At 59.0% G+C, this 25228-nt stretch carries 28 protein-coding genes, 3 tRNA genes and 1 riboswitch; of the genes, 26 read left to right on the top strand and 5 right to left on the bottom strand.

Annotated elements, in window-relative coordinates; translation table 11 throughout:
- Nucleotides 1-156: 156 nt before the first annotated feature.
- The 20 genes from pocR (at nucleotide 157) to cobT (ending at nucleotide 17405) form a co-directional block, all read left to right on the top strand.
- Nucleotides 157-1068 carry a transcriptional regulator PocR gene (pocR, locus tag GJ746_RS20305; protein WP_154681806.1) on the top strand — a complete coding sequence of 304 codons (912 nt, stop codon included), beginning with the start codon at nucleotides 157-159 and terminating at the stop codon, nucleotides 1066-1068.
- Between the two features lie 290 nt (nucleotides 1069-1358).
- Nucleotides 1359-1527, top strand: a riboswitch (cobalamin riboswitch).
- An 87-nt stretch (nucleotides 1528-1614) separates the two neighbouring features.
- Nucleotides 1615-2994, top strand: coding sequence for a cobyrinate a,c-diamide synthase (locus tag GJ746_RS20300; protein ID WP_154681805.1), 1380 nt, complete (start codon nucleotides 1615-1617; stop codon nucleotides 2992-2994).
- Nucleotides 2991-3950 (top strand): adenosylcobinamide-phosphate synthase CbiB, encoded by a 960-nt coding sequence (gene cbiB, locus GJ746_RS20295; protein WP_154681804.1) that lies wholly within the window; start codon nucleotides 2991-2993, stop codon nucleotides 3948-3950. The genes GJ746_RS20300 and cbiB overlap by 4 nt, the downstream gene beginning before the upstream one ends.
- A 10-nt stretch (nucleotides 3951-3960) precedes the next feature.
- On the top strand, nucleotides 3961-4593 hold the full coding sequence (locus GJ746_RS20290; protein ID WP_154681803.1) for a cobalt-precorrin-8 methylmutase: 633 nt from the start codon (nucleotides 3961-3963) through the stop codon (nucleotides 4591-4593).
- Nucleotides 4590-5729 carry a cobalt-precorrin-5B (C(1))-methyltransferase CbiD gene (cbiD, locus tag GJ746_RS20285; protein ID WP_154681802.1) on the top strand — a complete coding sequence of 380 codons (1140 nt, stop codon included), beginning with the start codon at nucleotides 4590-4592 and terminating at the stop codon, nucleotides 5727-5729. The genes GJ746_RS20290 and cbiD overlap by 4 nt, the downstream gene beginning before the upstream one ends.
- Complete coding sequence (locus GJ746_RS20280; RefSeq protein ID WP_154681801.1) at nucleotides 5723-6328, top strand: cobalt-precorrin-7 (C(5))-methyltransferase; 606 nt, start codon at nucleotides 5723-5725, stop codon at nucleotides 6326-6328. Before cbiD ends, GJ746_RS20280 begins: the two co-directional genes overlap by 7 nt.
- A complete protein-coding gene (locus tag GJ746_RS20275) occupies nucleotides 6318-6887 on the top strand; it encodes a decarboxylating cobalt-precorrin-6B (C(15))-methyltransferase (RefSeq protein ID WP_154681800.1) in 570 nt (189 codons plus the stop codon). Before GJ746_RS20280 ends, GJ746_RS20275 begins: the two co-directional genes overlap by 11 nt.
- Nucleotides 6880-7653: a cobalt-precorrin-4 methyltransferase gene (locus tag GJ746_RS20270; RefSeq protein WP_154681799.1), complete on the top strand. Its 774-nt coding sequence runs from the start codon at nucleotides 6880-6882 to the stop codon at nucleotides 7651-7653. Before GJ746_RS20275 ends, GJ746_RS20270 begins: the two co-directional genes overlap by 8 nt.
- Nucleotides 7634-8689, top strand: coding sequence for a cobalt-precorrin 5A hydrolase (gene cbiG / locus GJ746_RS20265; protein ID WP_154681798.1), 1056 nt, complete (start codon nucleotides 7634-7636; stop codon nucleotides 8687-8689). Before GJ746_RS20270 ends, cbiG begins: the two co-directional genes overlap by 20 nt.
- Complete coding sequence (locus GJ746_RS20260) at nucleotides 8689-9414, top strand: precorrin-3B C(17)-methyltransferase (RefSeq protein WP_004105101.1); 726 nt, start codon at nucleotides 8689-8691, stop codon at nucleotides 9412-9414. The genes cbiG and GJ746_RS20260 overlap by 1 nt, the downstream gene beginning before the upstream one ends.
- Nucleotides 9411-10196, top strand: a complete 786-nt coding sequence (locus tag GJ746_RS20255) for a cobalt-precorrin-6A reductase (RefSeq protein ID WP_154681797.1) — start codon at nucleotides 9411-9413, stop codon at nucleotides 10194-10196. The genes GJ746_RS20260 and GJ746_RS20255 overlap by 4 nt, the downstream gene beginning before the upstream one ends.
- Before the next feature lie 10 nt (nucleotides 10197-10206).
- Nucleotides 10207-11001 (top strand): sirohydrochlorin cobaltochelatase, encoded by a 795-nt coding sequence (gene cbiK, locus GJ746_RS20250; protein ID WP_154681796.1) that lies wholly within the window; start codon nucleotides 10207-10209, stop codon nucleotides 10999-11001.
- Complete coding sequence (locus tag GJ746_RS20245) at nucleotides 10998-11711, top strand: cobalt-factor II C(20)-methyltransferase (protein ID WP_154681795.1); 714 nt, start codon at nucleotides 10998-11000, stop codon at nucleotides 11709-11711. The genes cbiK and GJ746_RS20245 overlap by 4 nt, the downstream gene beginning before the upstream one ends.
- Nucleotides 11708-12445, top strand: coding sequence for a cobalt ECF transporter S component CbiM (gene cbiM / locus GJ746_RS20240; RefSeq protein WP_154681794.1), 738 nt, complete (start codon nucleotides 11708-11710; stop codon nucleotides 12443-12445). The genes GJ746_RS20245 and cbiM overlap by 4 nt, the downstream gene beginning before the upstream one ends.
- A 1-nt stretch (nucleotide 12446) precedes the next feature.
- A complete protein-coding gene (locus GJ746_RS20235; RefSeq protein ID WP_004133685.1) occupies nucleotides 12447-12728 on the top strand; it encodes an energy-coupling factor ABC transporter substrate-binding protein in 282 nt (93 codons plus the stop codon).
- Nucleotides 12715-13392: an energy-coupling factor ABC transporter transmembrane protein gene (locus GJ746_RS20230; RefSeq protein WP_154681793.1), complete on the top strand. Its 678-nt coding sequence runs from the start codon at nucleotides 12715-12717 to the stop codon at nucleotides 13390-13392. The genes GJ746_RS20235 and GJ746_RS20230 overlap by 14 nt, the downstream gene beginning before the upstream one ends.
- 8 nt (nucleotides 13393-13400) lie before the next feature.
- On the top strand, nucleotides 13401-14216 hold the full coding sequence (locus tag GJ746_RS20225; RefSeq protein ID WP_154681792.1) for an energy-coupling factor ABC transporter ATP-binding protein: 816 nt from the start codon (nucleotides 13401-13403) through the stop codon (nucleotides 14214-14216).
- Nucleotides 14213-15736, top strand: coding sequence for a cobyric acid synthase (locus GJ746_RS20220; protein WP_154681791.1), 1524 nt, complete (start codon nucleotides 14213-14215; stop codon nucleotides 15734-15736). The genes GJ746_RS20225 and GJ746_RS20220 overlap by 4 nt, the downstream gene beginning before the upstream one ends.
- Nucleotides 15730-16275, top strand: coding sequence for a bifunctional adenosylcobinamide kinase/adenosylcobinamide-phosphate guanylyltransferase (gene cobU, locus GJ746_RS20215; RefSeq protein ID WP_154681790.1), 546 nt, complete (start codon nucleotides 15730-15732; stop codon nucleotides 16273-16275). The genes GJ746_RS20220 and cobU overlap by 7 nt, the downstream gene beginning before the upstream one ends.
- A 74-nt stretch (nucleotides 16276-16349) precedes the next feature.
- Nucleotides 16350-17405, top strand: coding sequence for a nicotinate-nucleotide--dimethylbenzimidazole phosphoribosyltransferase (cobT, locus tag GJ746_RS20210; protein ID WP_154681789.1), 1056 nt, complete (start codon nucleotides 16350-16352; stop codon nucleotides 17403-17405).
- A 97-nt stretch (nucleotides 17406-17502) separates the two neighbouring features.
- Here cobT and GJ746_RS20205 read toward each other — a convergent pair.
- From GJ746_RS20205 to GJ746_RS20195, 3 genes are all read right to left on the bottom strand, one after another.
- Nucleotides 17503-17579, bottom strand: a tRNA-Met gene (locus GJ746_RS20205).
- Between the two features lie 34 nt (nucleotides 17580-17613).
- Nucleotides 17614-17690: transfer RNA gene (locus GJ746_RS20200), tRNA-Met, on the bottom strand.
- Nucleotides 17691-17724: 34 nt separating this feature from the next.
- Nucleotides 17725-17801, bottom strand: a tRNA-Met gene (locus GJ746_RS20195).
- A 211-nt stretch (nucleotides 17802-18012) separates the two neighbouring features.
- Here GJ746_RS20195 and mltA point away from each other — a divergent pair.
- Together mltA and tcdA are read left to right on the top strand one after the other, a co-directional pair.
- Nucleotides 18013-19110, top strand: coding sequence for a murein transglycosylase A (mltA, locus tag GJ746_RS20190; protein ID WP_154681788.1), 1098 nt, complete (start codon nucleotides 18013-18015; stop codon nucleotides 19108-19110).
- Between the two features lie 165 nt (nucleotides 19111-19275).
- Nucleotides 19276-20085 (top strand): tRNA cyclic N6-threonylcarbamoyladenosine(37) synthase TcdA, encoded by an 810-nt coding sequence (gene tcdA, locus GJ746_RS20185; RefSeq protein WP_154681787.1) that lies wholly within the window; start codon nucleotides 19276-19278, stop codon nucleotides 20083-20085.
- A gap of 127 nt (nucleotides 20086-20212) precedes the next feature.
- Here the strand turns inward: tcdA and csdE are convergent, their stop codons facing one another.
- Together csdE and csdA are read right to left on the bottom strand one after the other, a co-directional pair.
- Complete coding sequence (gene csdE, locus GJ746_RS20180; RefSeq protein ID WP_154681786.1) at nucleotides 20213-20650, bottom strand: cysteine desulfurase sulfur acceptor subunit CsdE; 438 nt, start codon at nucleotides 20648-20650, stop codon at nucleotides 20213-20215.
- On the bottom strand, nucleotides 20650-21855 hold the full coding sequence (gene csdA / locus GJ746_RS20175) for a cysteine desulfurase CsdA (protein ID WP_154681785.1): 1206 nt from the start codon (nucleotides 21853-21855) through the stop codon (nucleotides 20650-20652). The genes csdE and csdA overlap by 1 nt, the downstream gene beginning before the upstream one ends.
- A gap of 198 nt (nucleotides 21856-22053) precedes the next feature.
- On the opposite strand from csdA, the gene GJ746_RS20170 reads away from it, so the two are divergent.
- The 4 genes from GJ746_RS20170 (at nucleotide 22054) to rlmM (ending at nucleotide 25182) form a co-directional block, all read left to right on the top strand.
- Nucleotides 22054-22278 (top strand): YgdI/YgdR family lipoprotein, encoded by a 225-nt coding sequence (locus tag GJ746_RS20170; protein ID WP_014226620.1) that lies wholly within the window; start codon nucleotides 22054-22056, stop codon nucleotides 22276-22278.
- A gap of 478 nt (nucleotides 22279-22756) precedes the next feature.
- The gene (gene gcvA, locus GJ746_RS20165) at nucleotides 22757-23674 is read left to right on the top strand and encodes a glycine cleavage system transcriptional regulator GcvA (protein WP_154681784.1); all 918 of its coding nucleotides are present in this window, start codon (nucleotides 22757-22759) and stop codon (nucleotides 23672-23674) included.
- A gap of 19 nt (nucleotides 23675-23693) precedes the next feature.
- Complete coding sequence (locus tag GJ746_RS20160) at nucleotides 23694-24089, top strand: DUF423 domain-containing protein (protein WP_004853688.1); 396 nt, start codon at nucleotides 23694-23696, stop codon at nucleotides 24087-24089.
- Entirely contained in the window at nucleotides 24082-25182 is a 1101-nt protein-coding gene (gene rlmM, locus GJ746_RS20155) for a 23S rRNA (cytidine(2498)-2'-O)-methyltransferase RlmM (protein ID WP_004114964.1), read from the top strand. Before GJ746_RS20160 ends, rlmM begins: the two co-directional genes overlap by 8 nt.
- Nucleotides 25183-25228: the final 46 nt, after the last annotated feature.

Here is a 25228-nt window from a genome sequence, read left to right as displayed (position 1 = left end):
AACCGGTATCACGAACTGGCCAAAAACGTCTCCCACGGATGGGAGACTTTTGCTATCGTATTATTCTTTTATCGTTAGCGGTAAATGATGAATAAAGGCAGTGAATATTAAAAAAATGTTTTATTTATAACAATAAATTAACTGAGAGGTTTTATCATGATTTCTGCGAGCACACTGAACTCAGAACTCATTAATAAAATCGCACAGGACTTTGCGCAGGCCACTAGTCTGGCGGTTGTGGTCGTCAATATTCACGGTGATGAAATATCTGAATTATTTAATTTCACGCCTTTCTGTCAGCTAATGCGTCAGCATCCCCAGCACAGTACCCGCTGCCGGATGAGCGACCGCTGCGGCGGTCTTGAGGCTTCAAAAACCGATCAGCTCTGTATCTACCGCTGTCATGCCGGGCTAACCGATTTTTCCATCCCGCTGGTGATTGCCGGGCACCTGGTCGGCTTCGTTCTCTGCGGGCAGGTGCGCCTGAGCAACGATGTTGAACTGGTCGATATCCTTAACGTGGACGACCGCTGGCAGGACGATCCCGAGCTGCTTAAAGCGTTCCGCGACGTGCCTGAGATGGACTACTCCAGGGTGATCGCTTCCGCTGATTTACTTAAACTTATCGTCGAAAACTGCCTGAAAAAGCAGCTCAACTTTGTGGTGATTAAAGACAATCCCCAGCAGCCTGAACCGGCGCGCGCCAGCCGGGTTGCCAGCCCGCACGACAGCAAAATGAAGAAGGCGCTGCGCTACATTGACGCCCATTTATCCGACGAGTTGCGCCTGGAAGATGTCGCCGCCCACGTTTATCTCAGCCCTTACTACTTCAGTAAACTGTTCAAAAAATATCAGGGTATCGGCTTTAATGCGTGGGTAAATCATCAGCGGATGGTGAGCGCCAAAGAGCTGCTTTGCCACAGCGACTGGAGCATCGCCAGCATTGCGCGAAATTTAGGATTTTCGCAAACCAGCTATTTTTGCAAAGTTTTTCGCCAGGCCTATCAGGTGACTCCGCAGGCTTATCGCCAGCAAATTAACGCCAGATCACAAACTGAATCATTTTAAATAGCAATATTTTGTTATTGCCGATTTTTGATATGTCCTCGTATCTGGCTCATTATAAAATGAAAATATCTCATTCAGAGCAATAAATTGTCATAGCGCAACAAAATAATAATGAGAGAACGATAAGCTGCACCAGTTTTTATTTATTTGATGGGATAGAGTGATATCCGAAATGGCTTTCAGCGCGCCATCGGCGTAATGAAACGGCTTTGGTAATTAAAAATTAAACACGACGGGAGCCATCCTGCTTCCGTAAGATGTTCCGGGAATCATTCGAGTGGGTTTTATCCCGCTCGGGAAAACCGACAGGCGCCAGGGAAGGGGGTGTGAATCCCCCGCAGCCCCCGCTGCTGTGATGCTGACGAACCCATATTTAGCCACTGATCTGCTTACCGGATTGGGAAGGATGGGGAAGGATGACGCTAAGCCAGAAGACCTGCCTGTCGGTAATAATCAACAACTTCGGTGGGAAGTGGGTTGCTCAGATGCGTACAGTCGAAAGACTGGGAATGCACGCAGCCCTACCACCCGGCACAGGATCGGGGTATGGCAGCCAGGCAGCACGCGTTTATTCTTGCAGGTACCGGCAGCGGTTGTGGTAAAACCACCGTTACGCTCGGTCTGCTCAGCCTGTTAAAGCAGCGCGGCATGCGGGTTCAGCCCTGTAAAGTCGGCCCGGATTACCTAGATACCGGCTGGCATACAGCCGTCAGCGGCGTCGCTTCCCGCAACCTCGACAGCTTTATGCTCCCGGAACCGGTGCTCAACGCGCTGTTTTGCCAACAGATGCAGCAGGCGGACATTGCGGTGATTGAAGGCGTGATGGGGCTGTATGACGGCTACGGCACCGACCCGAATTATTGCAGCACCGCCGCGATGGCCAAACAGTTAGGCTGCCCGGTTATTCTGCTGGTAGATGGCAAAGCGGTTTCCACCTCCATCGCCGCCACGGTGATGGGATTCCAACACTTCGATCCCAGCCTCAACATTGCCGGCGTTATCGTCAATCGCGTCAACAGCGAATCCCACTATCAACTACTCCAAAGCGCCATTGAACGCTACTGCGGGCTGCCGGTGCTCGGCTACGTGCCGCGCGTGGAAGGAGTGGCGTTACCCGAACGGCATCTGGGGCTGGTTACCGCCCGCGAGTCGCTGGTTAACCAGCAGCCGTGGCGCGATTTTGCCCACACGCTGGCGCAAACCCTGGATATTGAACGGCTTCTTGCCCTCAGCCAGCTCAGCGCCTTACCTGCCGGGCAGTGGCCCGCGCTGCCGTCACCTGATGCTGGCACAGGCCTGACGCTGGCGCTGGCCGACGACGAAGCTTTCAATTTTTACTATCCGGATAACCTCATGCTGCTTGAACGCTGCGGGGTGAAGATCGTGCGCTTCAGCCCGCTGCACGATAGCGAGCTTCCACCGTGCCAGATGATTTGGCTCGGCGGCGGCTATCCGGAACTTCACGCCGCCGCGCTGGCGGCCAATACGCCGATGCTGGCGCAGCTGCAGGAGGCGCACCGGCGCGGCGTGGCGATTTACGCCGAATGCGGCGGTCTGATGTATCTCGGCAGCACCCTTGAAGACGCCAGCGGTGAGATCTATCCGATGGCCAACCTGATCCCCGGCCATAGCAAAATGGGCAAACGGCTGACCCGCTTTGGCTACTGCGAGGCGCGAGCGATGCGGCAAACGCTGCTGGCGGCGCCCGGCGAAACCCTGCGCGGGCATGAGTTTCACTATTCGGATTTTACCCCGGAGACTCCGGCGGTTCTGGCCTGCCGCAAAGTGCGCGACGGGATGACCCTTCAGCAGTGGTCCGGCGGCTGGCAGATGGGCAACGCGTTCGCCAGCTATCTGCACCTGCACTTTGCCCAGCGCCCCACCATGCTCAACCACTGGCTGGCTGCGGCAAGGAGCGCGCTATGACGCTGCTGGCATGGGGCGTAGCCTGGCTCCTCGATTTTATCATCGGCGATCCGCAAAGCTGGCCGCATCCGGTGCGCTGGATTGGCAACCTGATCGCCGCCGTGCAGCGCGGCGTGCGCCGCTATTGCCGCAGCGATGTTGCCCTGCGCATCGGCGGCGGGGTGATGTGGATAGTTGTGGTCGGACTGACGTGGGGCGTCTGCTGGGGCGTGCTGACGCTGGCGCAGATCATTCATCCGTGGCTTGGCTGGCTGGTTGAGGTCTGGATGATTTTCACCGTACTGGCCGGGCGCTGCCTGGCGCAGTCGGCGCGGGACGTCGAGCGTCCGCTGCGCGCGGGCGATCTGGCGGAAAGCCGCGGTAAACTCTCATGGATTGTCGGGCGCGACACGTCGCAGCTCGAACTGCAGCAGATTAACCGTGCGGTGGTTGAGACGGTGGCGGAAAACACCGTCGATGGGATTATCGCGCCGCTCTTCTTCCTGCTGCTCGGCGGCGCGCCGCTGGCGATGGCCTATAAAGCGGTCAATACCCTAGACTCGATGGTCGGCTATAAGCACGAAAAATACCGCGCCATCGGCATGGTCAGCGCCCGCCTTGATGATGTCGCCAACTTTATTCCTGCCCGCCTGAGCTGGCTGCTTATTAGCCTCGCTGCTCTCCTCTGTGGTGAAGCGGGCGGCCGCGCGTTGCGCATCGGCTGGCGCGATCGCTACAACCACAGCAGCCCAAACTGCGGCTGGTCGGAAGCCGCCGTCGCCGGGGCGCTCGGTATCCGGCTCGGCGGCCCTAATGATTACTTTGGTCAGCGCGTAGAGAAGCCGTGGATCGGCGACGCCACGCGCGACGTTTCCGTAGACGATATTTCGCGAACGATTCGATTGATGTGGGTGTCTTCGACCCTGGCGCTGGCGCTGTTTATGGCGGTCCGGTACTGGCTGGTCGGCGCAGCCTGAGGAGAGATGAATGCACTATATCCAGCAACCGCAGGCGATTGAGGCGAAAAGCTTCGACATTATTGGCGACATTATTGCGCAGACCCGCCCGGACTACCGCTTTGCCAGCCCGCTGCACGAAGCCATTATCAAGCGGGTGATCCACACTACCGCCGACTTTGACTGGCTGGATATCCTGTGGTTTTCGTCCGATGTTCTTCCGCGTTTAAGCGCTGCGTTAAGCCAGCCCTGCACCCTGTATACCGACACCACCATGGCCCTTTCCGGGATCAATAAAACCCTGCTGGCGAAATTCGGCGGCGAGTGCCGCTGCTATATCAGCGATCCGCGGGTGGTGGCGGAGGCCAAAGCGCAGGGTATGACCCGCTCGATGGCGGCGGTCGATATTGCGGTCGCTGAAGAGGGCGAGAAGGTGTTTGTTTTCGGCAATGCGCCCACCGCGCTGTTTCGACTGCTGGAGCATGATGTCGCGGTCAACGGCGTGATTGGCGTGCCGGTCGGCTTCGTCGGCGCGGCGGAGTCGAAAGAAGCCCTGACGCAGAGCGGCCTGCCGGGCATTGCCGCGCTGGGCCGTAAAGGCGGCAGCAACGTCGCCGCCGCTATCGTCAACGCCATTCTGTACCACTTACAGGGGGAAAGATGAGCGAGCAATCCTTCGACGCCCCGGTGTGGCACAACGGCAAGGCGCTGCGCAAAGGCTATACCACCGGATCCTGCGCGACGGCGGCGGCTAAGGTCGCGGCGCTGATGGTGATGCGCCAGCATCTGATTCATCAGGTCTCCATTATCACTCCTTCCGGCGTCACTCTGTGCCTTAACGTCGAGTCGCCGCACGTTGAAGGGCAGCAGGCGATCGCCGCGATTCGCAAAGACGGCGGCGACGATGTTGACGCCACCCACGGGATGCTGATTTTCGCCCGCGTGGCGCTCGATGACTCCGGCGAGATTACCCTGCGCGGCGGCGAGGGCGTCGGCACCGTGACCCGCAAAGGAATTGGCCTGCCCATCGGCAGCCCGGCGATTAACCGCACCCCGCGCCACACCATTGAGTTGGCGGTGCGCGAAGCGATTGGCCCGTCGCGCGGGGCGACGGTAGAGATTTTTGCCCCGGAGGGCGAGGCGCGGGCGCAGAAGACCTATAACTCGCGGCTGGGTATCCTGGGCGGCATTTCGATTATTGGCACCACCGGTATCGTGACGCCGATGTCGGAAGAGAGCTGGAAGCGCTCGCTGTCGCTGGAGCTGGAAATTAAGCGCGCGGCGGGCCTGGAGCGAGTGGTGCTGGTGCCGGGCAACCACGGAGAACGCTTCGTACGCGAGCAGATGGGCATCGACTCGCAGGTAGTGGTCACCATGAGCAACTTCGTCGGCTACATGATTGAAGAGGCCGTGCGCCTCGGGTTCCGTCAGATTGTGTTGATTGGCCACCCCGGCAAGCTGATTAAAGTCGCCGCCGGGATATTTCACACCCACAGCCATATCGCCGATGCGCGCATGGAAACGCTGGTCGCGCATCTGGCGCTGCTCGGCGCGCCGCTGGCGCTTCTGCAGCTGGTCAGCGAATGCGATACCACCGAAGCGGCAATGGAGCACATCGACGCGTACGGTTTTCAGCATATCTATAACCATCTTGCCGAACGCATTTGCCTGCGGGTGACGCAGATGCTGCGCTTTACCAAAACGCCGCCCGTCTGCGACGCCATCATGTTCTCCTTTGATAACAAAGTCCTCGGCAGCAACCGCCCGGTGGCCGTGATTGCGCGGGAGATGTCATGTTAACGGTAGTCGGCATGGGGCCGTCAGGCCTGCATTTGATGACGCCGGCGGCGCAGGAAGCGGTCGCCAGTGCGGATGCGCTGGTGGGCGGCAAGCGGCATTTGCAGCAGTTCCCCGGGTTTCGCGGCGAGCAGTTTGCGCTGGGCGCCAATATTGCCGAGCTGCTGGAGTGGATCGGCGAACGTGAAGCGCAAAGGGTGGTGGTGCTGGCCTCCGGCGACCCGCTGTTTTACGGCATCGGTACGCGGCTGGTTGCCCACTTTGGCATCAATCGCGTGCGCATTATCCCCGGCATCAGCGCGGTGCAGTATCTGTGCGCAAAGGCTGGCATCGATATGAACGATATCTGGCTGACCAGCAGCCACGGGCGGGAGGTCTGTTTTGATGAGCTGGCGCGTCAGCGCAAGGTGGCGATGGTGACCGACGGGCGCTGCGGGCCGCGGGAAATCGCTGCCCAGCTGACGGCGCGGGGTAAAGGATATCGCTGGATGGTGATTGGCGAAAATCTGGCGATGCACAACGAGCGGATCCATTGGCTACCGGTCAGTGCGGTCGACGGCGAATATGAGATGAATGCGGTGGTGATCCTCGATGAAAGATGAGCTTTTTCTGCGCGGCGAGAAGGTACCGATGACCAAAGAGGCGGTTCGCGCGCTGGCGCTGGCCAAACTGGAACTGCACCGGGCCAGCCACCTGATTGATATCGGCGCCGGTACCGGCAGCGTGTCGATCGAGGCGGCGCTGCAGTATCCCTCTCTGCAGGTCACCGCCATCGAACGCAATCCCGCAGCCCTGCGGCTGCTGGACGAAAATCGCCAGCATTTTGCCTGCGGCAACATTGAGATCCTGCCGGGTGAAGCGCCGATGGTGATTGCCGAACGGGCCGACGCCATTTTTATGGGCGGCAGCGGCGGCCGCCTCGACGAACTGATTGACTGGTCGTGGCGGCAGCTCTATCCCGGCGGGCGTCTGGTTATGACTTTTATCCTGCAGGAAAACCTGAACGCGGCTCTCGACTACCTGCAACAGCGGGGGATCGCGCAGATTGATTGCCTGCAGCTGAACGTCTCATCGCTGACCGCGCTGGGCAGCGGCCACTATTTCAAACCGAATAATCCCGTTTTTGTTATCGCCTGTCAGAAGGAAGAAAACCATGGCTGAGACATTTGATCCCCGTAGTGTGTGGTTCGTTGGCGCAGGGCCGGGCGACCGTGAGCTGATTACCCTCAAGGGCTACCGCTTGTTACAGCAGGCCCAGGTGGTGATCTACGCCGGATCGCTGATTAACACCGAGCTTCTGGAGTATTGTCCGCCAGGCGCCGAGTGTCACGACAGCGCCGAACTGCATCTGGAGCAAATTCTCGACCTGATGGAAGCCGGGGTGAAAGCCGGGAAAACGGTAGTGCGCTTACAGACCGGAGACGTCTCGCTGTACGGCTCGGTCCGCGAGCAGGGGGAAGAGCTGAGCAAACGCGGCATCGACTGGCAGGTGGTGCCGGGCGTCAGCGCGTTTCTGGGGGCGGCGGCGGAGCTGGGCGTCGAGTACACCGTGCCTGAAGTTTCCCAGAGCCTGATTATCACCCGCCTCGAAGGGCGCACGCCGGTACCGGAGCGCGAGCAGCTTGAATCCTTTGCCAGCCACCAGACCTCGATGGCGATATATCTCTCGGTACAGCGCATTCACCGGGTAGCGGAGCGCCTGATTGAAGGCGGCTATCCGGCAACCACGCCGGTGGCGGTGATCTATAAAGCGACCTGGCCGGAAAGTCAGACCGTGCGCGGTACCCTGGCGGATATCGGCGACAAAGTGCGCGATGCGGGGATCCGCAAAACGGCGCTTATTCTGGTCGGCAATTTCCTCGGCTCGGAGTATCACTACTCAAAACTCTACGCGGCGGACTTTAGCCATGAATACCGTAAAGCCTGAATCTATCGCGCTCTTCTGCCTGACTCCCGGCGGCGTTCGGCTGGCGAAACGGCTGGCGGCGATGCTGCCGTTAACCTGCTTTACCAGCGAGAAGCTGCTGGAGGAGGGATTTCTCCCCTTTGAAAACGGCTTTGCCAGCGCCGCGCGCGAGGCCTTCTGCAGCTATTCGGCGCTGATTTTCATCGGTGCGACCGGGATTGCGGTACGCGTGCTGGCGCCGCTGGTGAATGACAAATTCAGCGACCCGGCGGTGGTGGTGATTGACGAGCAGGGCCAGCACGTCATTAGCCTGCTTTCCGGCCACGCGGGTGGAGCCAATGCCCTCAGCCGCTATCTGGCGGGGATGCTCGGCGCCGACCCGGTGATCACTACCGCCACCGACGTCAACGAGATGGCGGCGCTGGATACGCTGGCGTTCCAGCTGAATGCCCGGATGACCGACTTCCGCGCGGCGGTGAAAACCGTCAACCAGATGCTGGTCAGCCATCAGCGCGTCGGTCTGTGGTGGGACGACGAGCTGGATGAAGAGGTCAGCCGCTGCGACCGGCGCGGGTTTATTACCGTGACCGATTTGCATCAGCTTCCCGAGCTGGACGCGCTGGTCTGCATCACATTGCGCAACGAACTGCCGCCGATCGCCGTGCCGCACTGGAAGCTGGTGCCGCAGCGGGTGGTCGCCGGGATTGGCTGCCGCCGCGATACGCCATTCCCGCTATTAGCGGCGCTGCTGGCGCGTCAGCTTGAGGCGCAGCGTCTCGATCCGCTGGCGCTGAAAGCCATCGGCAGCGTCACGCTGAAGAAGCACGAGCAGGGGCTGATTCAGCTGGCTTCCTGCTGCCGCGTGCCGTTTGAAACTTTTACCGCCGATGCGCTGCGCGAGCATGAGCATCACTTTCCCGCTTCTGCGTTCGTCAGAAATACCGTCGGCGTGGGGAGCGTATCCGGTCCGGCGGCCTGGCTGCTGAGCCATGGGCAACTGTTAGGCGAAACCCTGCGTGAACAGGGCGTCACTATTACTTTGGGAGTTTCACACTAATGTTAAGCGTAATCGGAATCGGCCCTGGCTCGCAGTCCATGATGACCATGGAGGCCATTGAAGCGCTGCAGGCGGCGGAAATCGTCGTTGGCTATAAGACCTACACGCACCTGGTGAAAGCCTTTACCGGCGATAAGCAGGTAATCAAAACCGGGATGTGCAAAGAGATTGAGCGCTGCCAGGCGGCGATTGAGCTGGCGCAGGCCGGGCATAACGTGGCGCTGATCAGCAGCGGCGATGCCGGTATTTACGGCATGGCCGGACTGGTGCTCGAACTGGTCAGCAAGCAGAAGCTGGATGTGGAAGTCCGCCTGATCCCGGGGATGACCGCCAGCATTGCCGCCGCCTCGCTGCTGGGCGCGCCGCTGATGCACGACTTCTGCCATATCAGCCTCAGCGACCTGCTGACCCCGTGGCCGGTAATCGAAAAGCGCATTGTCGCCGCCGGGGAAGCCGACTTCGTCATCTGTTTTTACAATCCGCGCAGCCGCGGCCGCGAGGGCCATCTGGCGCGCGCCTTTGAGCTGCTGTCGGCCAGTAAAAGCGCGCAGACCCCGGTGGGGGTCGTGAAATCCGCCGGACGTAAAAAGCAGGAGAAATGGCTGACCACCCTGGGGGAAATGGATTTTGCACCGGTCGATATGACCAGCCTGGTGATCGTCGGCAACAAAGCGACCTATATCCAGGATGGACTGATGATCACCCCGCGAGGCTACGTGCTGTGAGCCACGGCGAAGTGCTGGTGATGGGCGGAACCAGCGACGCGCGGGCGCTGTGCCAGCAGCTGGACGCGGCGCAGGTCAAATACACCCTGTCGGTGGCGACGCCGACCGGCCAGCAGCTGGCGGGCGGTATTCAGGGCCAGGTGCGCTGCGGGCGTCTCGAGCTGGAGGAGATGATCGCCTGGCTGAAGGCTAACCGGACCCGCTGGGTGATTGACGCTTCGCACCCCTACGCCGAAGCGGTGAGCCGCAATATCGTCCGGGCCTGCGAAACCGCCGGCGTGCTGCTCAGCCGCTATCAGCGCCCTGAGCAGCTGAGCGACCTGACGCATCCTCTGCTCTATACCGTGCAGAGCATTGAACAAGCCTGCGAGGTGGCGCGGCGCTTCGGCCAGCGCGTGCTGCTTACTACGGGAAGCAAAGATCTGGCGCGCTGGCGGGCGGGGCTGGGTGAAAAAACGCTGCTCGCCCGGGTGTTGCCGGTAGCCGATGTCATCGCGCAGTGCGCTGAACTTGGTTTTGGCGTCGGCGAAATCTTCGCCCTGTGCGGGCCATTCAGCGCCGAGTTTAACGCCGCTTTTTACCGCCAGTGCCGGGCCGATGTGGTGATCACCAAGGCTTCCGGTGCGGAAGGTGGTTTTCAGGAAAAAGTACAACCCTGTCTGGATGCCGGTATCCCCTGCATCGTGATTACGCGCCCGACACCGCTGGTGACGGGTGAAGAGTTACTGGAAAGTCAGGCTGCCTTTGCCCGGCGCTTAGCGCGCTGGCTGGCCGCTGCTTAAGGAGTCAGAAATGAAAAAAGCGCTTCTGGTGGTCAGTTTTGGCACCAGCTATCCCGACACCTGTGAAAAAAATATTGTCGCCTGCGAGCGTGAGCTGGCGGCCAGCTGCCCGGATCGTGACACGTTTCGCGCCTTTACCTCCGGAATGATTATCCGCAAGCTCAAACAGCGCGACGGTATCGAGATTGATACGCCGCTGCAGGCGTTGCAGAAGCTGGCCGAGCAGGGCTACCAGGACGTGGCGATTCAGTCGCTGCACATCATTAACGGTGATGAATACGAAAAAATCGTTCGCGAAGTGCAGAGTATGCGCCCGCTGTTCGCCCGCCTGACGCTGGGCGCGCCGCTGCTCAGCAGTCACGACGACTATGTCCAGCTGATGCAGGCGCTGCGCCAGCAGATGCCGCCGCTTGCCGCCGATGAAACGGTGGTCTTTATGGGCCACGGCGCCAGCCATCACGCTTTCGCCGCCTACGCCTGTCTGGACCATATGATGACGGCGAAGCGTTTCCCGGCGCGGGTCGGCGCGGTCGAGAGCTATCCGGAAGTCGATATTCTTATCGATAGCCTGCGCCAGCAGGGAGTGAAGGGCGTGCACCTGATGCCGCTGATGCTGGTGGCCGGCGATCACGCCATTAACGATATGGCCTCGGACGAAGAGGACTCGTGGAAAACGCTGTTCAACGCCGCTGGTATTACGGCGACGCCGTGGCTGAACGGGCTGGGAGAAAACCCGGCGGTGCGCGCGATGTTCGTCGCCCACCTGCAGCAGGTGTTGAGCCAGGCGATGGAGGAGGCGGCATGAGCGGTAAACTGTATGCCCTGAGCACCGGGCCGGGCGCCGCCGACCTGATCACCGTGCGCGCGGCGCGGGTGCTGGGCAAGCTGGACATTCTCTACGCCCCCGCCGGGCGTAAAGGCGGCGACAGCCTCGCGCTCTCCATCGTGCGCGAGTATATCGGCGAACGGACCGAAGTACGCTGCTGCCATTTCCCGATGAGCGCCGACAGCGCGGAAAAAGAGGCGGTGTGGGACGAGGTGGCCGCCGCGCTGGTTCAGGAAGTGGAAGCAGGCAAGCAGGTCGGCTTTATTACCCTCGGCGACGCCATGCTGTTCAGCACCTGGGTGTTCTTACTCCAGCGTATCGGCAGCCCGCAGTGGCTGGAGATTGTTCCCGGCGTCACCTCTTTCGCCGCCATCGCCGCGCGTGCAAAAACGCCGCTGGCCATGGAGCAGCAATCTCTGGCGGTCGTTTCTTGTACCGCGCCGGAAGACGAAATTGAACGGGCGCTGCGCCAGCATGAAAGTCTGGTGCTGATGAAAGTGTACGGGCGGTTTTCCCGCATCAAAGCGCTGCTGGCGAAAAACGGTCTGCTGGATGCCGCGCTGATGATGTCCGAAGCCACGCTGCCGGGCGAGCAGTGCTGGCGCCATCTCAATGACGTCAGCGACGACCAGCCGCTGCCCTATTTCTCGACCATTCTGGTCAATAAACAGTGGGAGTATGCAGAATGAAACTTGAACAACAGCTAAAACAGCTGTCTTTCAGCGGGTTAGCTGCGGCGCTATTGCTGATAGTGGTTCCCGAACAGGCTTTCGCGATGCACATCATGGAGGGCTTTTTACCGCCGATGTGGGCTTTGGTGTGGTGGCTACTGTTTTTACCCTGTCTGTGGTACGGACTGGTGCGCCTGCGCCGCATCGTGCAGGAAGATAACAATCAGAAAGTGCTGCTGGCGCTGTGCGGGGCGTTTATTTTTGTCCTCTCGGCGCTGAAAATTCCCTCCGTTACCGGCAGCTGTTCGCATCCGACCGGCGTCGGCCTGGCGGTCATTTTGTTCGGACCGGGCGTGGTGGCGATCCTCGGTGCTATCGTGCTGCTGTTCCAGGCGCTGCTGCTGGCGCACGGCGGGCTGACGACGCTTGGCGCTAACGGCATGTCGATGGCGGTGATCGGGCCGGTGGTCGGCTATATGGTGTGGAAAATGGCCTGCCGCGCGGGCATTCGCCGCGACGTCGGGGTGTTTCTCTGCGCGATGCTGGCGGATCTGGTGACCTACTTTGTGACCTCGGTACAGCTTGGCGTCGCCTTCCCGGATCCGACCGCCGGAGCCACCGGCTCGATCGTCAAGTTTATGGGGATCTTCTGCCTGACGCAGATCCCGATCGCCATTGCTGAAGGACTATTAACCGTCATGATCTATGACCAGTTGACCAAACGTCAGCTGATTACCGCACAGGGGCATTAACATGAAAAAGACGCTGATATTGTTAGCCATGGTGGTGGCGCTGGTGATCCTGCCGTTTTTTGTCGATCACGGCGGCGAATTCGGCGGTTCGGACGGTGAGGCGGAGAGCCAGATTCAGGTGGTCGCACCACATTATGAGCCGTGGTTCCAGCCGCTGTACGAACCGGCAAGCGGGGAAATTGAGAGCCTGCTGTTTACGCTCCAGGGCTCTCTCGGCGCGGCGGTAATTTTCTATATTCTGGGCTACAGCAAAGGCAGACAGCGCCGTGATGACCGGGTTTGACCGACTCAGCTATCAGAGCCGCTGGTTTCACGTCGCACCGGAGCGCAAGTTCTGTTTCTGGCTGCTGCTGATGGTGCTGGCCTTTACCCTGCCTCCGCTGGGGCAGGGTATCGAAATGGCATTGATTGCCGCCTTAACCTGCTGGCTGCTGCGGGTCTCGCCGTGGCGCTGGTGCCGCTGGATGGCGCTGCCGTTCGGCTTTCTGCTGATCGGCGTGCTGACCATTCTGTTTAGCGTCAGCCGCAATCCACACGATCTGCTGGTGGGTCTGCCGCTGGGCAGCGTCTGGCTGGGTATCACCTCGGAGGGGCTGACGACCGCCAATCAGACCTTCTGGCGCAGCCTGGCGGCGCTGGCCTCAACCTTCTGGCTGGTGCTGAATCTGCCGTTCCCGCAGCTCATTTTGCTGCTTAAGCGCGGGCGGGTGCCGCGGCTGCTGACTGAGCAAATTCTGCTGACCTGGCGCTTTATTTTTATTCTTTTAGATGAAGCACTGGCGATTCACCGTGCGCAAACATTACGTTTTGGCTACCGTAGCGTGCCGAAGGGCTATCGTTCGCTGGCGATGCTGGTCGGACTGCTGTTTACCCGGGTGATGATCCGCTACCAGCAGATGAGCACTACGCTGGATATCAAACTGTATCAGGGTGATTTTCACCTCTAAGGATAAGTATGCTTGCCACGACCGACCTCTGGTTTCGCTATCAGGATGAGCCGGTGCTGAAGGGGCTGACGCTGGATTTTTCCCATCACGCGGTGACCGGGCTGGTGGGGGCGAACGGCTGCGGAAAATCCACGTTGTTTATGAACCTGAGCGGTCTGCTGCGTCCGCAGAGCGGGGCAGTGCTGTGGCAAGGTAAACCGCTGGACTACAGCAAAAGCGGCCTGCTGGCGCTGCGCCAGCAGGTGGCGACCGTTTTCCAGGATCCGGACCAGCAGATTTTCTATACCGATATCGACAGCGATATCGCCTTTAGCCTGCGGAACCTGGGCGTAGCGGAAGAGGAAATTGCCCGCCGGGTGGACGATGCCCTGACTCTCGTCGATGCCCAGGGATTTCGTCACCAGCCGATTCAATGCCTGAGCCACGGGCAGAAAAAGCGCGTGGCGATAGCCGGTGCGCTGGTGCTGCAGGCGCGTTATTTACTGCTCGACGAACCTACGGCGGGTCTCGATCCTTCGGGACGTGCGCAGATGATCGACATCATTAAGCGCATTGCCGATCGGGGTAACCACGTGGCGATCTCCAGCCACGATATCGATTTGATTTATGAAATCAGCGATGCGGTATACGTTTTGCGCCGCGGCGAAGTGCTGGCGCACGGCGAACCCGGTGAGGTATTTTCCCGCAGTGAACTGATGACCGAGGCCGGACTCACCCAGCCGTGGCTGGTAAAACTGCATGCCCAGCTCGGGCTGCCGTTGTGTAAAACCGAAGAAGAATTTTTTACGCGGATGCGAAGCAACGCGATGAAGGAGGCGTCATGACGCTGGCAATTATGTTACAGGGCACCGCTTCCGACGTCGGCAAAAGCGTGCTGGTGGCGGGGCTGTGCCGCATTTTTTATCAGGACGGGCAGCGCACCGCGCCGTTTAAATCGCAGAATATGGCGCTTAATTCCGGTATTACGCCGGACGGTAAAGAGATGGGGCGCGCGCAGATTTTTCAGGCCGAAGCGGCGGGAATTACCCCGGACGTGCGCATGAACCCGGTACTGCTCAAGCCAACCAGCGATAGAAAAGCGCAGGTGGTGCTGATGGGTAAGGTGGCGACCGATATGGACGCGGTGAGCTACCACGAGTACAAACCGCGTCTGCGCGAACAGATCCTCGCGGTCTATAACAGCCTGGCCGCCGAACATGATGTGCTGGTGCTGGAAGGGGCGGGCAGCCCGGCGGAGATTAACCTGCGCGATCGCGACATCGTCAATATGGGCATGGCCGAGATGGCGCAGTGCCCGGTGCTGCTGGTGGCGGATATCGATCGCGGCGGCGTATTCGCCTCTATTTACGGCACACTTGCGCTGCTGCATGACCACGAGCGCGCGCGGGTCAAGGGCGTGATTATTAACAAATTTCGCGGCGACGTGACGCTGCTGCACTCCGGGATCGAACAGATTGAAGCGCTCACCGGCGTTCCGGTGCTCGGCGTGATGCCGTGGCTGGACGTCGATCTCGAAGATGAGGACGGCGTGGCGCTGCAAAAGGGTAAATACCTGCGCACCGACAGGCGCGATATTGATATCGCCGTGGTCCAGGTGCCGCATATCTCTAATTTTACCGATTTCAACGCCCTGGCGGCGCAGCCGGATGTTCGGGTGCGCTATGTTCGCCAGCCGCAGGAGCTGGCGGGCGTGGATATGGTGATCCTGCCGGGCAGTAAAAATACGCTCGGCGACCTGCGCTGGCTGCGCGAAAGCGGCATGGCGCACGCGGTGCTGCAGGCCCGGCGTCAGGGGGTACCGGTGCTGGGGATCTGCGGCGGCTATCAGATGCTCGGCGAAACCATTATCGATGAGGTGGAGTCGGGGCTTGGCACGCAGCCGGGGCTGGGGTTACTTAATACCGTCACCCACTTTGCGCACAGCAAGACGACCACCCAGGTCACGGCAACTCTGGCAACAGCGCTGCCGGACTGGCTGGCGGCAACGGCGGGGCTGGCCGTACGCGGCTACGAAATTCATATGGGCGAAACCGAGCTGCGCGACGGCTGCCGTTCGCTGATGCAACTCCACAAAAATGGGCTGAGCGTGGCGGACGGCGCGGTCAGCGATGACGGCCTGGCGTTTGGCACCTATCTGCACGGCCTGTTTGATAGCGATGAGTTTACCCGCGCGCTGGTGAACGGCCTGCGCCAGCGTAAGGGGCTGGCGGCGCTGGATAGCGATTTCGAGTACGCGCAGTACAAATCCCGTCAGTTCGATCTGCTGGCCGACGCGATGCGCCAGCATATCGATATCGAAAAAATCTACGCCATCATGCGCCACCATCAGGAGCCCATATGCTGACTTTAGTCACCGGCGGGGCGCGCAGCGGAAAAAGCCGCCATGCGGAAGCGCTGATCGCGCAAGCGCCGCAGGTTTTATATATCGCTACGTCGCAGATCCTGGATGACGAAATGGCGGCGAGGATCCAGCACCACCGCGACGGCAGGCCCGCGCACTGGCGCACCGCCGAGCGCTGGCAGCAGCTTGATGAGCTGATAACCCCGGATATCAACCCCGAAGAGGCGATTTTGCTGGAATGCATCACCACCATGGTGACCAATCTGCTGTTTGCGCTGGGGGGCGACCGTTCGCCGGACGAATGGGATTACGCGGCAATGGAGCAGGCGATTGACGCCGAAATCAGCCTCCTGATCGCCGCCTGTCAGCGCTGCCCGGCCCGGGTGGTGCTGGTGACCAACGAGGTGGGGATGGGAATTGTGCCGGAAAATCGTCTGGCCCGCCATTTCCGCGATATCGCCGGGCGCGTCAACCAGCGCCTTGCGGCGGCGGCGGACGACGTCTGGCTGGTGGTGTCGGGCATCGGCGTGAAAATCAAATAAATCAGGCGCTCCGTACCGGGAGTTATTCTTCCTGCTGGCTCCGCCGTGAGCCAGCCAACATAACGAGAACCTCTATGCAAAGCTTAACCTCTCTACTAGGCGCGATCCCCGCGCCTGATGAAAACGCGATGGCGCGCGCCCGGCTTCATATTGATGGTCTGCTGAAGCCACCCGGAAGCCTTGGACGCCTGGAAGACCTTGCCGTACAGCTGGCGGGAATGCCCGGTCTTGAAGGCATACCGCAGGTAAAAAAGAAGGCGCTGCTGGTGATGTGCGCCGACCACGGCGTGTGGGATGAAGGGGTCGCCATCTCGCCGAAAGCGGTGACCGCGATTCAGGCGGCGAATATGACCCTCGGTAAAACCGGCGTTTGCGTGCTGGCGGCACAGGCGGGCGCGCAGATGCACGTGATTGATGTGGGGATCGATGCTGAGCTTATTCCGGGCGTTATCAACATGCGCGTGGCGCGCGGCTGCGGCAACATTGCCGTCGGCCCGGCAATGAGCCGCGGTCAGGCTGAAGAACTGCTGCTGGAGGTGATTAGCTATACCCGAGGGCTGGCGCAGGATGGCGTCACGCTGTTTGGCGTCGGGGAGCTGGGGATGGCGAATACCACCCCGGCGGCGGCGATTGTCAGCGTTCTGACCGGCAGCGATGCCCAGGATGTGGTGGGGATTGGCGCCAATCTGCCGTTGGCTAAAGTGGGCAATAAAGTCGAGGTGGTGCGCCGGGCTATCGCCGTCAACCGGCCCGATCCGCATGATGGCCTGGACGTGCTGGCGAAAGTAGGCGGGTTTGATTTATTGGGCATGGCGGGCGTGATGCTGGGCGCGGCCTCCTGCGGCTTGCCGGTGGTGCTTGACGGTTTCCTCTCCTACGCGGCGGCGCTGGCGGCGTGCCGCATTGCGCCGCAGGTGAAACCCTATCTGATCCCATCGCACTATTCGGCGGAGAAGGGCGCGCGTACGGCGCTGATGCACCTCGAACTGGAGCCCTATCTGAATATGGGGATGCGGCTGGGCGAAGGCAGCGGCGCGGCGCTGGCGATGCCGATCGTTGAAGCGGCCTGCGCGATGTACCACGAGATGGGAATGCTGGCGGCGAGCAATATTGTGTTGCCGAAGGGCTGAGAAGCGGAGGGAACGGCGCCGAGCCGTTCCCGGAATCAGGCGTCAGATTTTGCGGAGCGCAGAAACAAAAAAACACCCTTGAGGGTGTTTAAAATGTTGGTTGCGGGGGCCGGATTTGAACCGACGACCTTCGGGTTATGAGCCCGACGAGCTACCAGGCTGCTCCACCCCGCGTCACCGTACTGCTTATATTGTATTAAATTTTGATTGGTTGCGGGGGCCGGATTTGAACCGACGACCTTCGGGTTATGAGCCCGACGAGCTACCAGGCTGCTCCACCCCGCGTCACCGTACTGCTTGTACTTCATCAAATTTTAATTGGTTGCGGGGGCCAGATTTGAACTGACGACCTTCGGGTTATGAGCCCGACGAGCTACCAGGCTGCTCCACCCCGCGTCCGTGGATGCGCACTATACTCCGCTAACATTTTGATGCAACCCTTTTTGACATAAATCGTCAATTTTGTAAAAAATGGTGCATATAGAAGCACTTCCAGTCTGTTTTTTGCGCAAAACTACCTTTACGGTGCCTAAGCGCATTTCATTAGCCCTGGGGGTTTGTTATCTTCATCACGCACCCGGGCTTAGCAGCATAAAGAAGAGATACCATGAAAGGACGTTGGGCAAAATACGCAGTAACAGGCGCGATGCTGGCAATGCTGGCCGCCTGTTCCTCAAAACCGACCGATCGCGGTCAGCAGTATAATGAAGGTAAATTCACCCAGCCGCTTTCACTGGTTAACCAGCCTGATGCGGTCGGCTCACCGATTAACGCCGGCGATTTCTCCGAGCAGGTAAGACAGATCCGCAGCGCCTCTCCGCGCCTCTATACCAGCCAGAGCAACGTCTACAACGCGGTGCAGGAGTGGCTGCGTTCCGGCGGCGATACCCGCACGCTGAGCCAGTTCGGTATTGATGCCTGGCAGATGCAGGGTACGGATAACTACGGCAACGTCCAGTTTACCGGCTACTACACGCCGGTGGTGCAGGCGCGCCACACTCGCCAGGGCGAGTTCCAGTATCCGATTTACCGGATGCCGCCGAAGCGCGGCAAGCTGCCGTCCCGCGCCAGCATCTATGCCGGCGCTCTGAGCGACAACTATATTCTGGCCTACAGCAACTCGCTGATGGACAACTTTATTATGGATGTGCAGGGCAGCGGCTACATTGACTTTGGCGACGGCTCGCCGCTGAATTTCTTTAGCTATGCCGGGAAAAACGGCTGGTCGTATTACAGCATCGGTAAGGTACTGATCGACCGTGGCGAAGTGAAGCGCGAAGATATGTCGATGCAGGCGATCCGCGAATGGGGCGAAAAGCATAGCGAGGCGGAAGTGCGCGAGCTGCTGGAGCAGAACCCGTCGTTTGTTTTCTTCAAGCCGCAGTCGTTCGCGCCGGTGAAAGGCGCCAGCGCGGTACCGCTGATTGGCCGCGCTTCGGTGGCATCCGATCGTTCTATTATTCCTTCTGGCACTACGCTGCTGGCGGAGGTGCCGCTGCTGGATAATAATGGCAAGTTTAACGGTCAGTACGAGCTGCGCTTAATGGTGGCTCTTGACGTTGGCGGCGCGATTAAAGGCCAGCACTTTGATATTTATCAGGGCATTGGTCCGGAGGCCGGGCACCGCGCCGGTTGGTATAACCACTATGGCCGCGTGTGGGTGCTGAAAAATGCCCCGGGCGCGGGTAACGTCTTTAGCGGCTAGTGCTCACATTTTCCCCGGTCGCGCTGCGCTTACCGGGGCTACGGTCGCCTGGATAAGCCATTGACGACGTAATCCGGGAATATTTCCCGGAGCGACGGCTGATTTTGTTGCCCGGGTAAGGCTCTTGCCTCGCGACCCGGGAATGTCCACTAATTCTGAGGTTTTATGTCTGTTGTAATCAGCGATGCCTGGCGCCAGCGTTTTGGCGGTACGGCGCGTTTATACGGTGAAAAGGCGCTGCAGCGTTTTGCCGACGCGCACGTTTGCGTGGTCGGCATCGGCGGCGTAGGCTCATGGGCGGCGGAAGCGCTGGCGAGAACCGGGATTGGCGCGATTACCCTCATCGATATGGATGACGTCTGCGTGACCAACACCAATCGCCAGATCCACGCCCTTGGCGGTAACGTTGGGCTGGCGAAAGCCGAGGTGATGGCGGATCGCATTCGCCTGATCAACCCCGAGTGCCGGGTCACGGTGGTGGACGATTTTGTCACGCCGGACAACGTCGCGGAGTATCTTGGCGTCGGCTTTAGCTATGTGATCGATGCCATCGACAGCGTGCGCCCGAAAGCGGCGTTAATCGCTTACTGTCGTCGCCATAAGGTGCCGTTAGTCACCACCGGCGGCGCGGGCGGGCAAATCGACCCGACGCAAATTCAGGTCGCGGATCTGGCGAAAACCATCCAGGATCCGCTGGCGGCAAAGCTGCGCGAGCGTCTGAAGAACCAGTTCGGCGTGGTGAAAAACAGCAAAGGTAAGCTCGGCGTGGATTGTGTATTTTCCACAGAAGCGCTGGTTTATCCGCAGGCGGACGGCAGCGTGTGTGCGATGAAAAGCACCGCCGAAGGTCCGAAGCGGATGGATTGCGCATCCGGTTTTGGCGCCGCGACGATGGTGACTGCGACCTTTGGTTTTGTCGCCGTGTCCCACGCGCTGAAGAAAATGCTGGCGAAGGCGGAGCGGCAGACGACGTAAATTCCCGGGTCGCGGCGCAGGCGCCTTACCCGGGCTACAAGACAATTCCCCGGAGGCGGTGCTGCACACCTGTCCGGGCTACAAAACCGCACGAACCTGTAGCCGGGCAAGGCGCATCGAGCTCCGCTTAAACCTCAACCGCGCGGGCGGCGGCGAGCACCGCCGCACTCAGGGCGCTGAGTCCCTGGCTGCGCGAGGCGCTCAGCTGGCCGCGCAGTCCTAACTCATCAAACAGCTTCAGCGGATCCTGCGCCAGCAGTTCATCAGCGCTTTTGCCTTCAACGGCGGTCAACAGCACCGCCAGCATGCCGCGCACGATACGGCCTTCGCTATCGCCGAAGAAATGCAGCTTGCCATTATCATCAACGCAATATCCCAGCCAGACCCGGTTTTCACATCCGGTAATCTCTTTGGCCTGCGCTTTCAGGTCATCAGGCAGCGCAGGAAGCTGCTTACCCAATAAAATCAGCTGGCGGTATTTATCTTCCCACTGGCTGAGCGGAGTAAACGTCTGGCGTAGGGTCTCTTCGGTGATGCGAGTAGCAAAAGGATGAGAAGTCGTCATTAATCCACCAGTATTTGCAGAGCGCGGTCAACGGCGTGCACCAGCGCGTAAACATCGTCTTGCGTATTATAAGGCGCGAAGGAAGCCCGCAGGGTGCCGCTGACGCCCAGCGCCGCCAGCAGCGGCTGGGCGCAGTGCTGGCCCGCGCGTAGCGCGATCCCTGATTCCGCCAGCAGCGTCACCATATCGCTGTGGTGAACGCCGTCAAAGTCAAACGCCAACAGGCTGGAGTCCTGGCAGCGGAAGGAGCGGAAGCCAGGGCGTTTCGCCAGTTCCTCTTCCGCCAGCGTTGCCAGACTGCGGCTCCAGTTTTCCGCCTGCGCGATATCCGTCTCTTCCAGCCATTCCAGCGCCGCGCTCAGGCCAATCACCCCAGCGATATTTGGTGTACCGGCCTCGAAGCGCCAGGGGGCAGGCTGGGTTTTGAAGCCGTCGAAAGTGACTTCAGTAATCATTTTTCCACCGCCGAGCCACGGCGACATTTCTGCCAGCAGTTCGCTTTTTCCGTACAGCGCGCCGATGCCGGTGGGCCCGTAGAGCTTATGGCCCGAAAAAGCATAAAAGTCGATATCCAGCGCCTGTACGTCCGCCGGGAAATGCACCGCCCCCTGCGCGCCGTCGACCACCACCACCATTCCGGCAGCGTGGGCCTGACGAATCGCCAGCGCCAGATCCGGACAGCCGCCGGTGACGTTGGACATCTGACCAAGCGCCAGTACCCGGCTACGCGGCGTGATGAACGCGCCCAGAGCGGCCACGTCCGGCAGACGATTGCTGGCAAGCGGTAGTTTTACCACCTGCGCGCCGGTTTGCTGCGCGAGAATGAGCCATGGAACCAGGTTGGCATGATGCTCCGCTTCGCTGACGATAATCTCGTCGCCCGGCTTCAGCCGCGGGCGAACGTAGCTCTGCGCCACCATGTTAATGGCTTCGGTGGTACCGCGCGTCCAGACGATATCTTTGTCGGAAGGGGCATTGAGCAGGGCCGCCACGCGCGCTCGCGCGCTTTCATAGCGTTCCGTCAGCAGCCGGGCGGCGGCGAACTGGCTACGGTGGACGTTGCCGGCGCTGAGGCGATAAAACTGGTCGCTGGCCGCAATAACCGCCAGCGGCTTGAGCGTCGTCGCTGCGCTATCAAGATAGACGCCGGCGTCGGCCAGCGCCGGAAACTGGGCGCGAAATTGGACGGGATTGAATGCGTTCATGAGATTCCTCGTATCGATACCAGGATCGTGGCGCAAATCGGCTGGTGATACAAGGTTTCTGCTGACGAGTAGAATTTTCTGAATGTGGCTTTGGGGGTGTAAAAGATGGTTATGCTGAATAGTGTTGGGTTTGCGTTTTAACCTGGTGATGAATGAATCATAAACAGTATAAATAGTCGTAAGGAGAGAAAGATGAAAATGAATAAGACTGCCGCCATTATTTCCGCCTGTGTGCTGACCTTCGGCCTGAGCGCCTGCTCCTCTAACTACGTAATGCATACCAACGATGGCCGCACCATTGTGACCGATGGTAAACCGCAAACGGATAATGATACCGGAATGATTTCGTACAAAGATGCCTGGGGCAATAAGCAGCAGATTAACCGTTCTGACGTAAAACAGCTGGGCGAGCTGGATAAGTAATTAGCGTATATACCCTAAATAATTCGAGTTGCAGGAAGATGGCAAGTGAGCGAATTCCCAGGAGCTTACTCGAGTAAGTGACTGGGGTGAACGAACGTAGCCAACGCACATGCAACTTGAAGTATGACGGGTATCACAGGCAAAAAAAAGCACCGCGCAGTGCGGTGCTACATTAAATCACTATGGACAGACAGGGTAAATGTACAGGAAGTGAAAAGGGGTAGCTGAGCTACCATGGTCCGCAAACCCGGACCAATTGCAAACACAACAACACAACATCACAACCGTAAGCCAAAAGCTTGTTGGAACACGCATTCCAAAAAAAGCTCTTCGTTCCGGCTCAGGAAGTGCCGCCACTATAGGTATTTGCTGGTAGAAGCTCAACGGACAAATTATAATAGCTCAGATTAAAAAAACTAATAGGTTAACTATTGTTTCCTATTTGTTAAATTGACTTAACATCTAAGCCAGAATAACTATGTCCAAGCGTTTGCCACCTCTGAATGCATTACGTGTTTTTGATGCAGCCGCACGTCATCTCAGCTTCACTCGCGCCGCCGATGAGCTTTTTGTGACACAGGCCGCAGTCAGCCATCAAATCAAGTCCCTGGAGGATTTCCTCGGCCTCAAGCTGTTCCGTCGACGCAATCGTTCTCTTCTTTTAACCGAAGAGGGGCAAAGCTATTTTCAGGATATTAAAGAGATTTTTTCGCAGCTCACCGAGGCTACCCGTAAACTGCAGGCCCGAAGCGCAAAAGGGGCCTTAACCGTCAGCATGCTCCCCAGTTTTGCCATTCAGTGGCTGGTGCCGAGACTCACAAGCTTTAACTCAGCTTATCCGGGAATTGATGTCAGAATCCAGGCGGTGGACCGTCAGGAAGATAAGCTGGCCGACGATGTTGACGTGGCGATTTTTTACGGTCGCGGCAACTGGCCGGGGCTGCGGGTGGAAAAACTGTACGCCGAATATTTGCTGCCGGTTTGTTCGCCGCTGTTGCTCACCGGCGATAATGCGTTGAAAACGCCTGCCGATCTGGCGCAACATACCCTGCTGCACGATGCTTCCCGCCGCGACTGGCAAACTTATACCCGTCAGTTGGGTCTAAACCATATTAATGTTCAACAGGGACCTATTTTCAGCCACAGCGCGATGGTGCTGCAGGCCGCAATCCATGGACAGGGGGTCGCTCTGGCCAACAATGTCATGGCGCAGTCCGAGATTGAGGCAGGCCGTTTGGTCTGCCCGTTTAATGATGTTCTGGTCAGTAAGAATGCGTTTTATCTCGTTTGTCATGACAGTCAGGCAGAACTGGGTAAAATAGCCGCCTTCCGCCAGTGGATTCTGGCAAAAGCAGCTAATGAACAAGAAAAATTTCGCTTTCGTTATGAACAATAAATCACTGTAGGGTAATCACATGACCAGCCGTTTTATGCTGATATTCGCCGCGATAAGCGGTTTTATCTTTGTAGCTCTTGGCGCGTTCGGCGCGCACGTTTTAAGTAAAACGATGGGCGTTGCGGAAATGGGTTGGATCCACACCGGCCTGCAGTATCAGGCTTTCCATACGCTGGCGATTTTCGGCCTGGCGGTGGCGATGCAGCGCCGCATCAGCATCTGGTTTTACTGGAGCAGCGTCTTTATGGCGCTTGGTACCGTTCTTTTTAGCGGCAGCCTCTATTGTCTGGCGCTGTCGCATTTACGCCTGTGGGCGTTCGTTACGCCGGTCGGGGGCGTCTGTTTCCTCGCCGGTTGGATATTAATGCTAATTGGTGCAATTCGTCTGAAACGTAAGGGCGTTGTTCATGAATAAAGTTGTCCTCTATTGTCGCCCTGGTTTTGAGAAAGAGTGCGCAGCAGAAATTACCGATAAGGCCTCGCGCCTTGAGGTGTTTGGTTTTGCCCGAGTCAAAGACGACTCCGGCTATGTGATTTTTGAGTGCTATCAGGCTGAAGATGGCGAAAAGCTGGTGCGCGAACTGCCGTTCAGTTCGCTGGTGTTTGCCCGCCAGATGTTTGTGGTCGGCGAACTGCTGCGCGACCTGCCGCCGGAAGACCGGATTTCCCCGATTGTCGGTATGCTGCAGGGTGTGGTGGAGAAGGGCGGCGAACTGCGCGTGGAAGTAGCGGATACCAACGAAAGCAAAGAGCTGATGAAGTTTTGCCGGAAGTTTACGGTACCGCTGCGCGCGGCGCTGCGCGAAGCGGGCGTGCTGACCAGCTATGAAACGACAAAACGCCCGGTAGTTCATGTGTTCTTTATCGCTCCCGGCTGCTGCTACACCGGCTATTCATTGTCTAACAACAACTCGCCGTTCTATATGGGCATTCCGCGCCTCAAGTTCCCGGCCGATGCGCCGAGCCGTTCGACTTTGAAGCTGGAAGAGGCGTTTCACGTTTTTATTCCGGCGGATGAGTGGGACGAGCGGCTGGCAAACGGTATGTACGCGGTAGATCTCGGTGCCTGCCCCGGCGGCTGGACCTATCAGCTGGTGAAACGCAATATGTGGGTTTCCTCGGTGGATAACGGCCCAATGGCGCAAAGCCTGATGGATACCGGACAGGTAACCTGGCTGCGCGAAGATGGCTTCAAGTACCGCCCAACGCGCAACAACATCTCGTGGATGGTGTGCGATATGGTGGAGAAACCGGCTAAAGTGGCGGCGCTGATGGCGCAGTGGCTGGTGAACGGCTGGTGCCGTGAAACCATCTTTAACCTGAAGCTACCGATGAAAAAGCGCTATGAAGAGCTGTCGCGCAATCTTGCCTATATTCAGGAACAGCTGGATGAGCACGGTATCAACGCACAAATCCAGGCGCGCCAGCTGTATCACGATCGCGAAGAGGTGACGGTTCACGTTCGTCGCCTGTGGGCTGCCGTCGGCGGTCGCCGCGACGAACGCTAGTTTGGTAACATTTGCAGGCCGGATAAAGTGTTAAGCCGCTATCCGG

The organism is Klebsiella oxytoca (assembly GCF_009707385.1).
GTDB classification, from domain to species: domain Bacteria; phylum Pseudomonadota; class Gammaproteobacteria; order Enterobacterales; family Enterobacteriaceae; genus Klebsiella; species Klebsiella oxytoca_C.
The sequence above is the reverse complement of the archived record's forward strand: the minus strand, read 5'-3'. Positions and strand labels throughout refer to the sequence as shown.

Coding starts and splice junctions, on each gene's coding strand:
- GJ746_RS20270 (WP_154681799.1), top strand. CDS start 6,880: ATGGCTGAGACATTTGATCCCCGTAGTGTGTGGTTCGTTGGCGCAGGG.
- cobT (WP_154681789.1), top strand. CDS start 16,350: ATGCAAAGCTTAACCTCTCTACTAGGCGCGATCCCCGCGCCTGATGAA.
- GJ746_RS20260 (WP_004105101.1), top strand. CDS start 8,689: ATGTTAAGCGTAATCGGAATCGGCCCTGGCTCGCAGTCCATGATGACC.
- cobU (WP_154681790.1), top strand. CDS start 15,730: ATGCTGACTTTAGTCACCGGCGGGGCGCGCAGCGGAAAAAGCCGCCAT.
- GJ746_RS20170 (WP_014226620.1), top strand. CDS start 22,054: ATGAATAAGACTGCCGCCATTATTTCCGCCTGTGTGCTGACCTTCGGC.
- cbiM (WP_154681794.1), top strand. CDS start 11,708: ATGAAACTTGAACAACAGCTAAAACAGCTGTCTTTCAGCGGGTTAGCT.
- GJ746_RS20275 (WP_154681800.1), top strand. CDS start 6,318: ATGAAAGATGAGCTTTTTCTGCGCGGCGAGAAGGTACCGATGACCAAA.
- GJ746_RS20225 (WP_154681792.1), top strand. CDS start 13,401: ATGCTTGCCACGACCGACCTCTGGTTTCGCTATCAGGATGAGCCGGTG.
- GJ746_RS20245 (WP_154681795.1), top strand. CDS start 10,998: ATGAGCGGTAAACTGTATGCCCTGAGCACCGGGCCGGGCGCCGCCGAC.
- csdA (WP_154681785.1), bottom strand. CDS start 21,855: ATGAACGCATTCAATCCCGTCCAATTTCGCGCCCAGTTTCCGGCGCTG.
- GJ746_RS20230 (WP_154681793.1), top strand. CDS start 12,715: ATGACCGGGTTTGACCGACTCAGCTATCAGAGCCGCTGGTTTCACGTC.
- csdE (WP_154681786.1), bottom strand. CDS start 20,650: ATGACGACTTCTCATCCTTTTGCTACTCGCATCACCGAAGAGACCCTA.
- tcdA (WP_154681787.1), top strand. CDS start 19,276: ATGTCTGTTGTAATCAGCGATGCCTGGCGCCAGCGTTTTGGCGGTACG.
- GJ746_RS20280 (WP_154681801.1), top strand. CDS start 5,723: ATGTTAACGGTAGTCGGCATGGGGCCGTCAGGCCTGCATTTGATGACG.
- rlmM (WP_004114964.1), top strand. CDS start 24,082: ATGAATAAAGTTGTCCTCTATTGTCGCCCTGGTTTTGAGAAAGAGTGC.
- GJ746_RS20300 (WP_154681805.1), top strand. CDS start 1,615: ATGGCAGCCAGGCAGCACGCGTTTATTCTTGCAGGTACCGGCAGCGGT.
- cbiB (WP_154681804.1), top strand. CDS start 2,991: ATGACGCTGCTGGCATGGGGCGTAGCCTGGCTCCTCGATTTTATCATC.
- cbiG (WP_154681798.1), top strand. CDS start 7,634: ATGAATACCGTAAAGCCTGAATCTATCGCGCTCTTCTGCCTGACTCCC.
- cbiK (WP_154681796.1), top strand. CDS start 10,207: ATGAAAAAAGCGCTTCTGGTGGTCAGTTTTGGCACCAGCTATCCCGAC.
- gcvA (WP_154681784.1), top strand. CDS start 22,757: ATGTCCAAGCGTTTGCCACCTCTGAATGCATTACGTGTTTTTGATGCA.
- GJ746_RS20235 (WP_004133685.1), top strand. CDS start 12,447: ATGAAAAAGACGCTGATATTGTTAGCCATGGTGGTGGCGCTGGTGATC.
- pocR (WP_154681806.1), top strand. CDS start 157: ATGATTTCTGCGAGCACACTGAACTCAGAACTCATTAATAAAATCGCA.
- GJ746_RS20220 (WP_154681791.1), top strand. CDS start 14,213: ATGACGCTGGCAATTATGTTACAGGGCACCGCTTCCGACGTCGGCAAA.
- GJ746_RS20290 (WP_154681803.1), top strand. CDS start 3,961: ATGCACTATATCCAGCAACCGCAGGCGATTGAGGCGAAAAGCTTCGAC.
- mltA (WP_154681788.1), top strand. CDS start 18,013: ATGAAAGGACGTTGGGCAAAATACGCAGTAACAGGCGCGATGCTGGCA.
- cbiD (WP_154681802.1), top strand. CDS start 4,590: ATGAGCGAGCAATCCTTCGACGCCCCGGTGTGGCACAACGGCAAGGCG.
- GJ746_RS20160 (WP_004853688.1), top strand. CDS start 23,694: ATGACCAGCCGTTTTATGCTGATATTCGCCGCGATAAGCGGTTTTATC.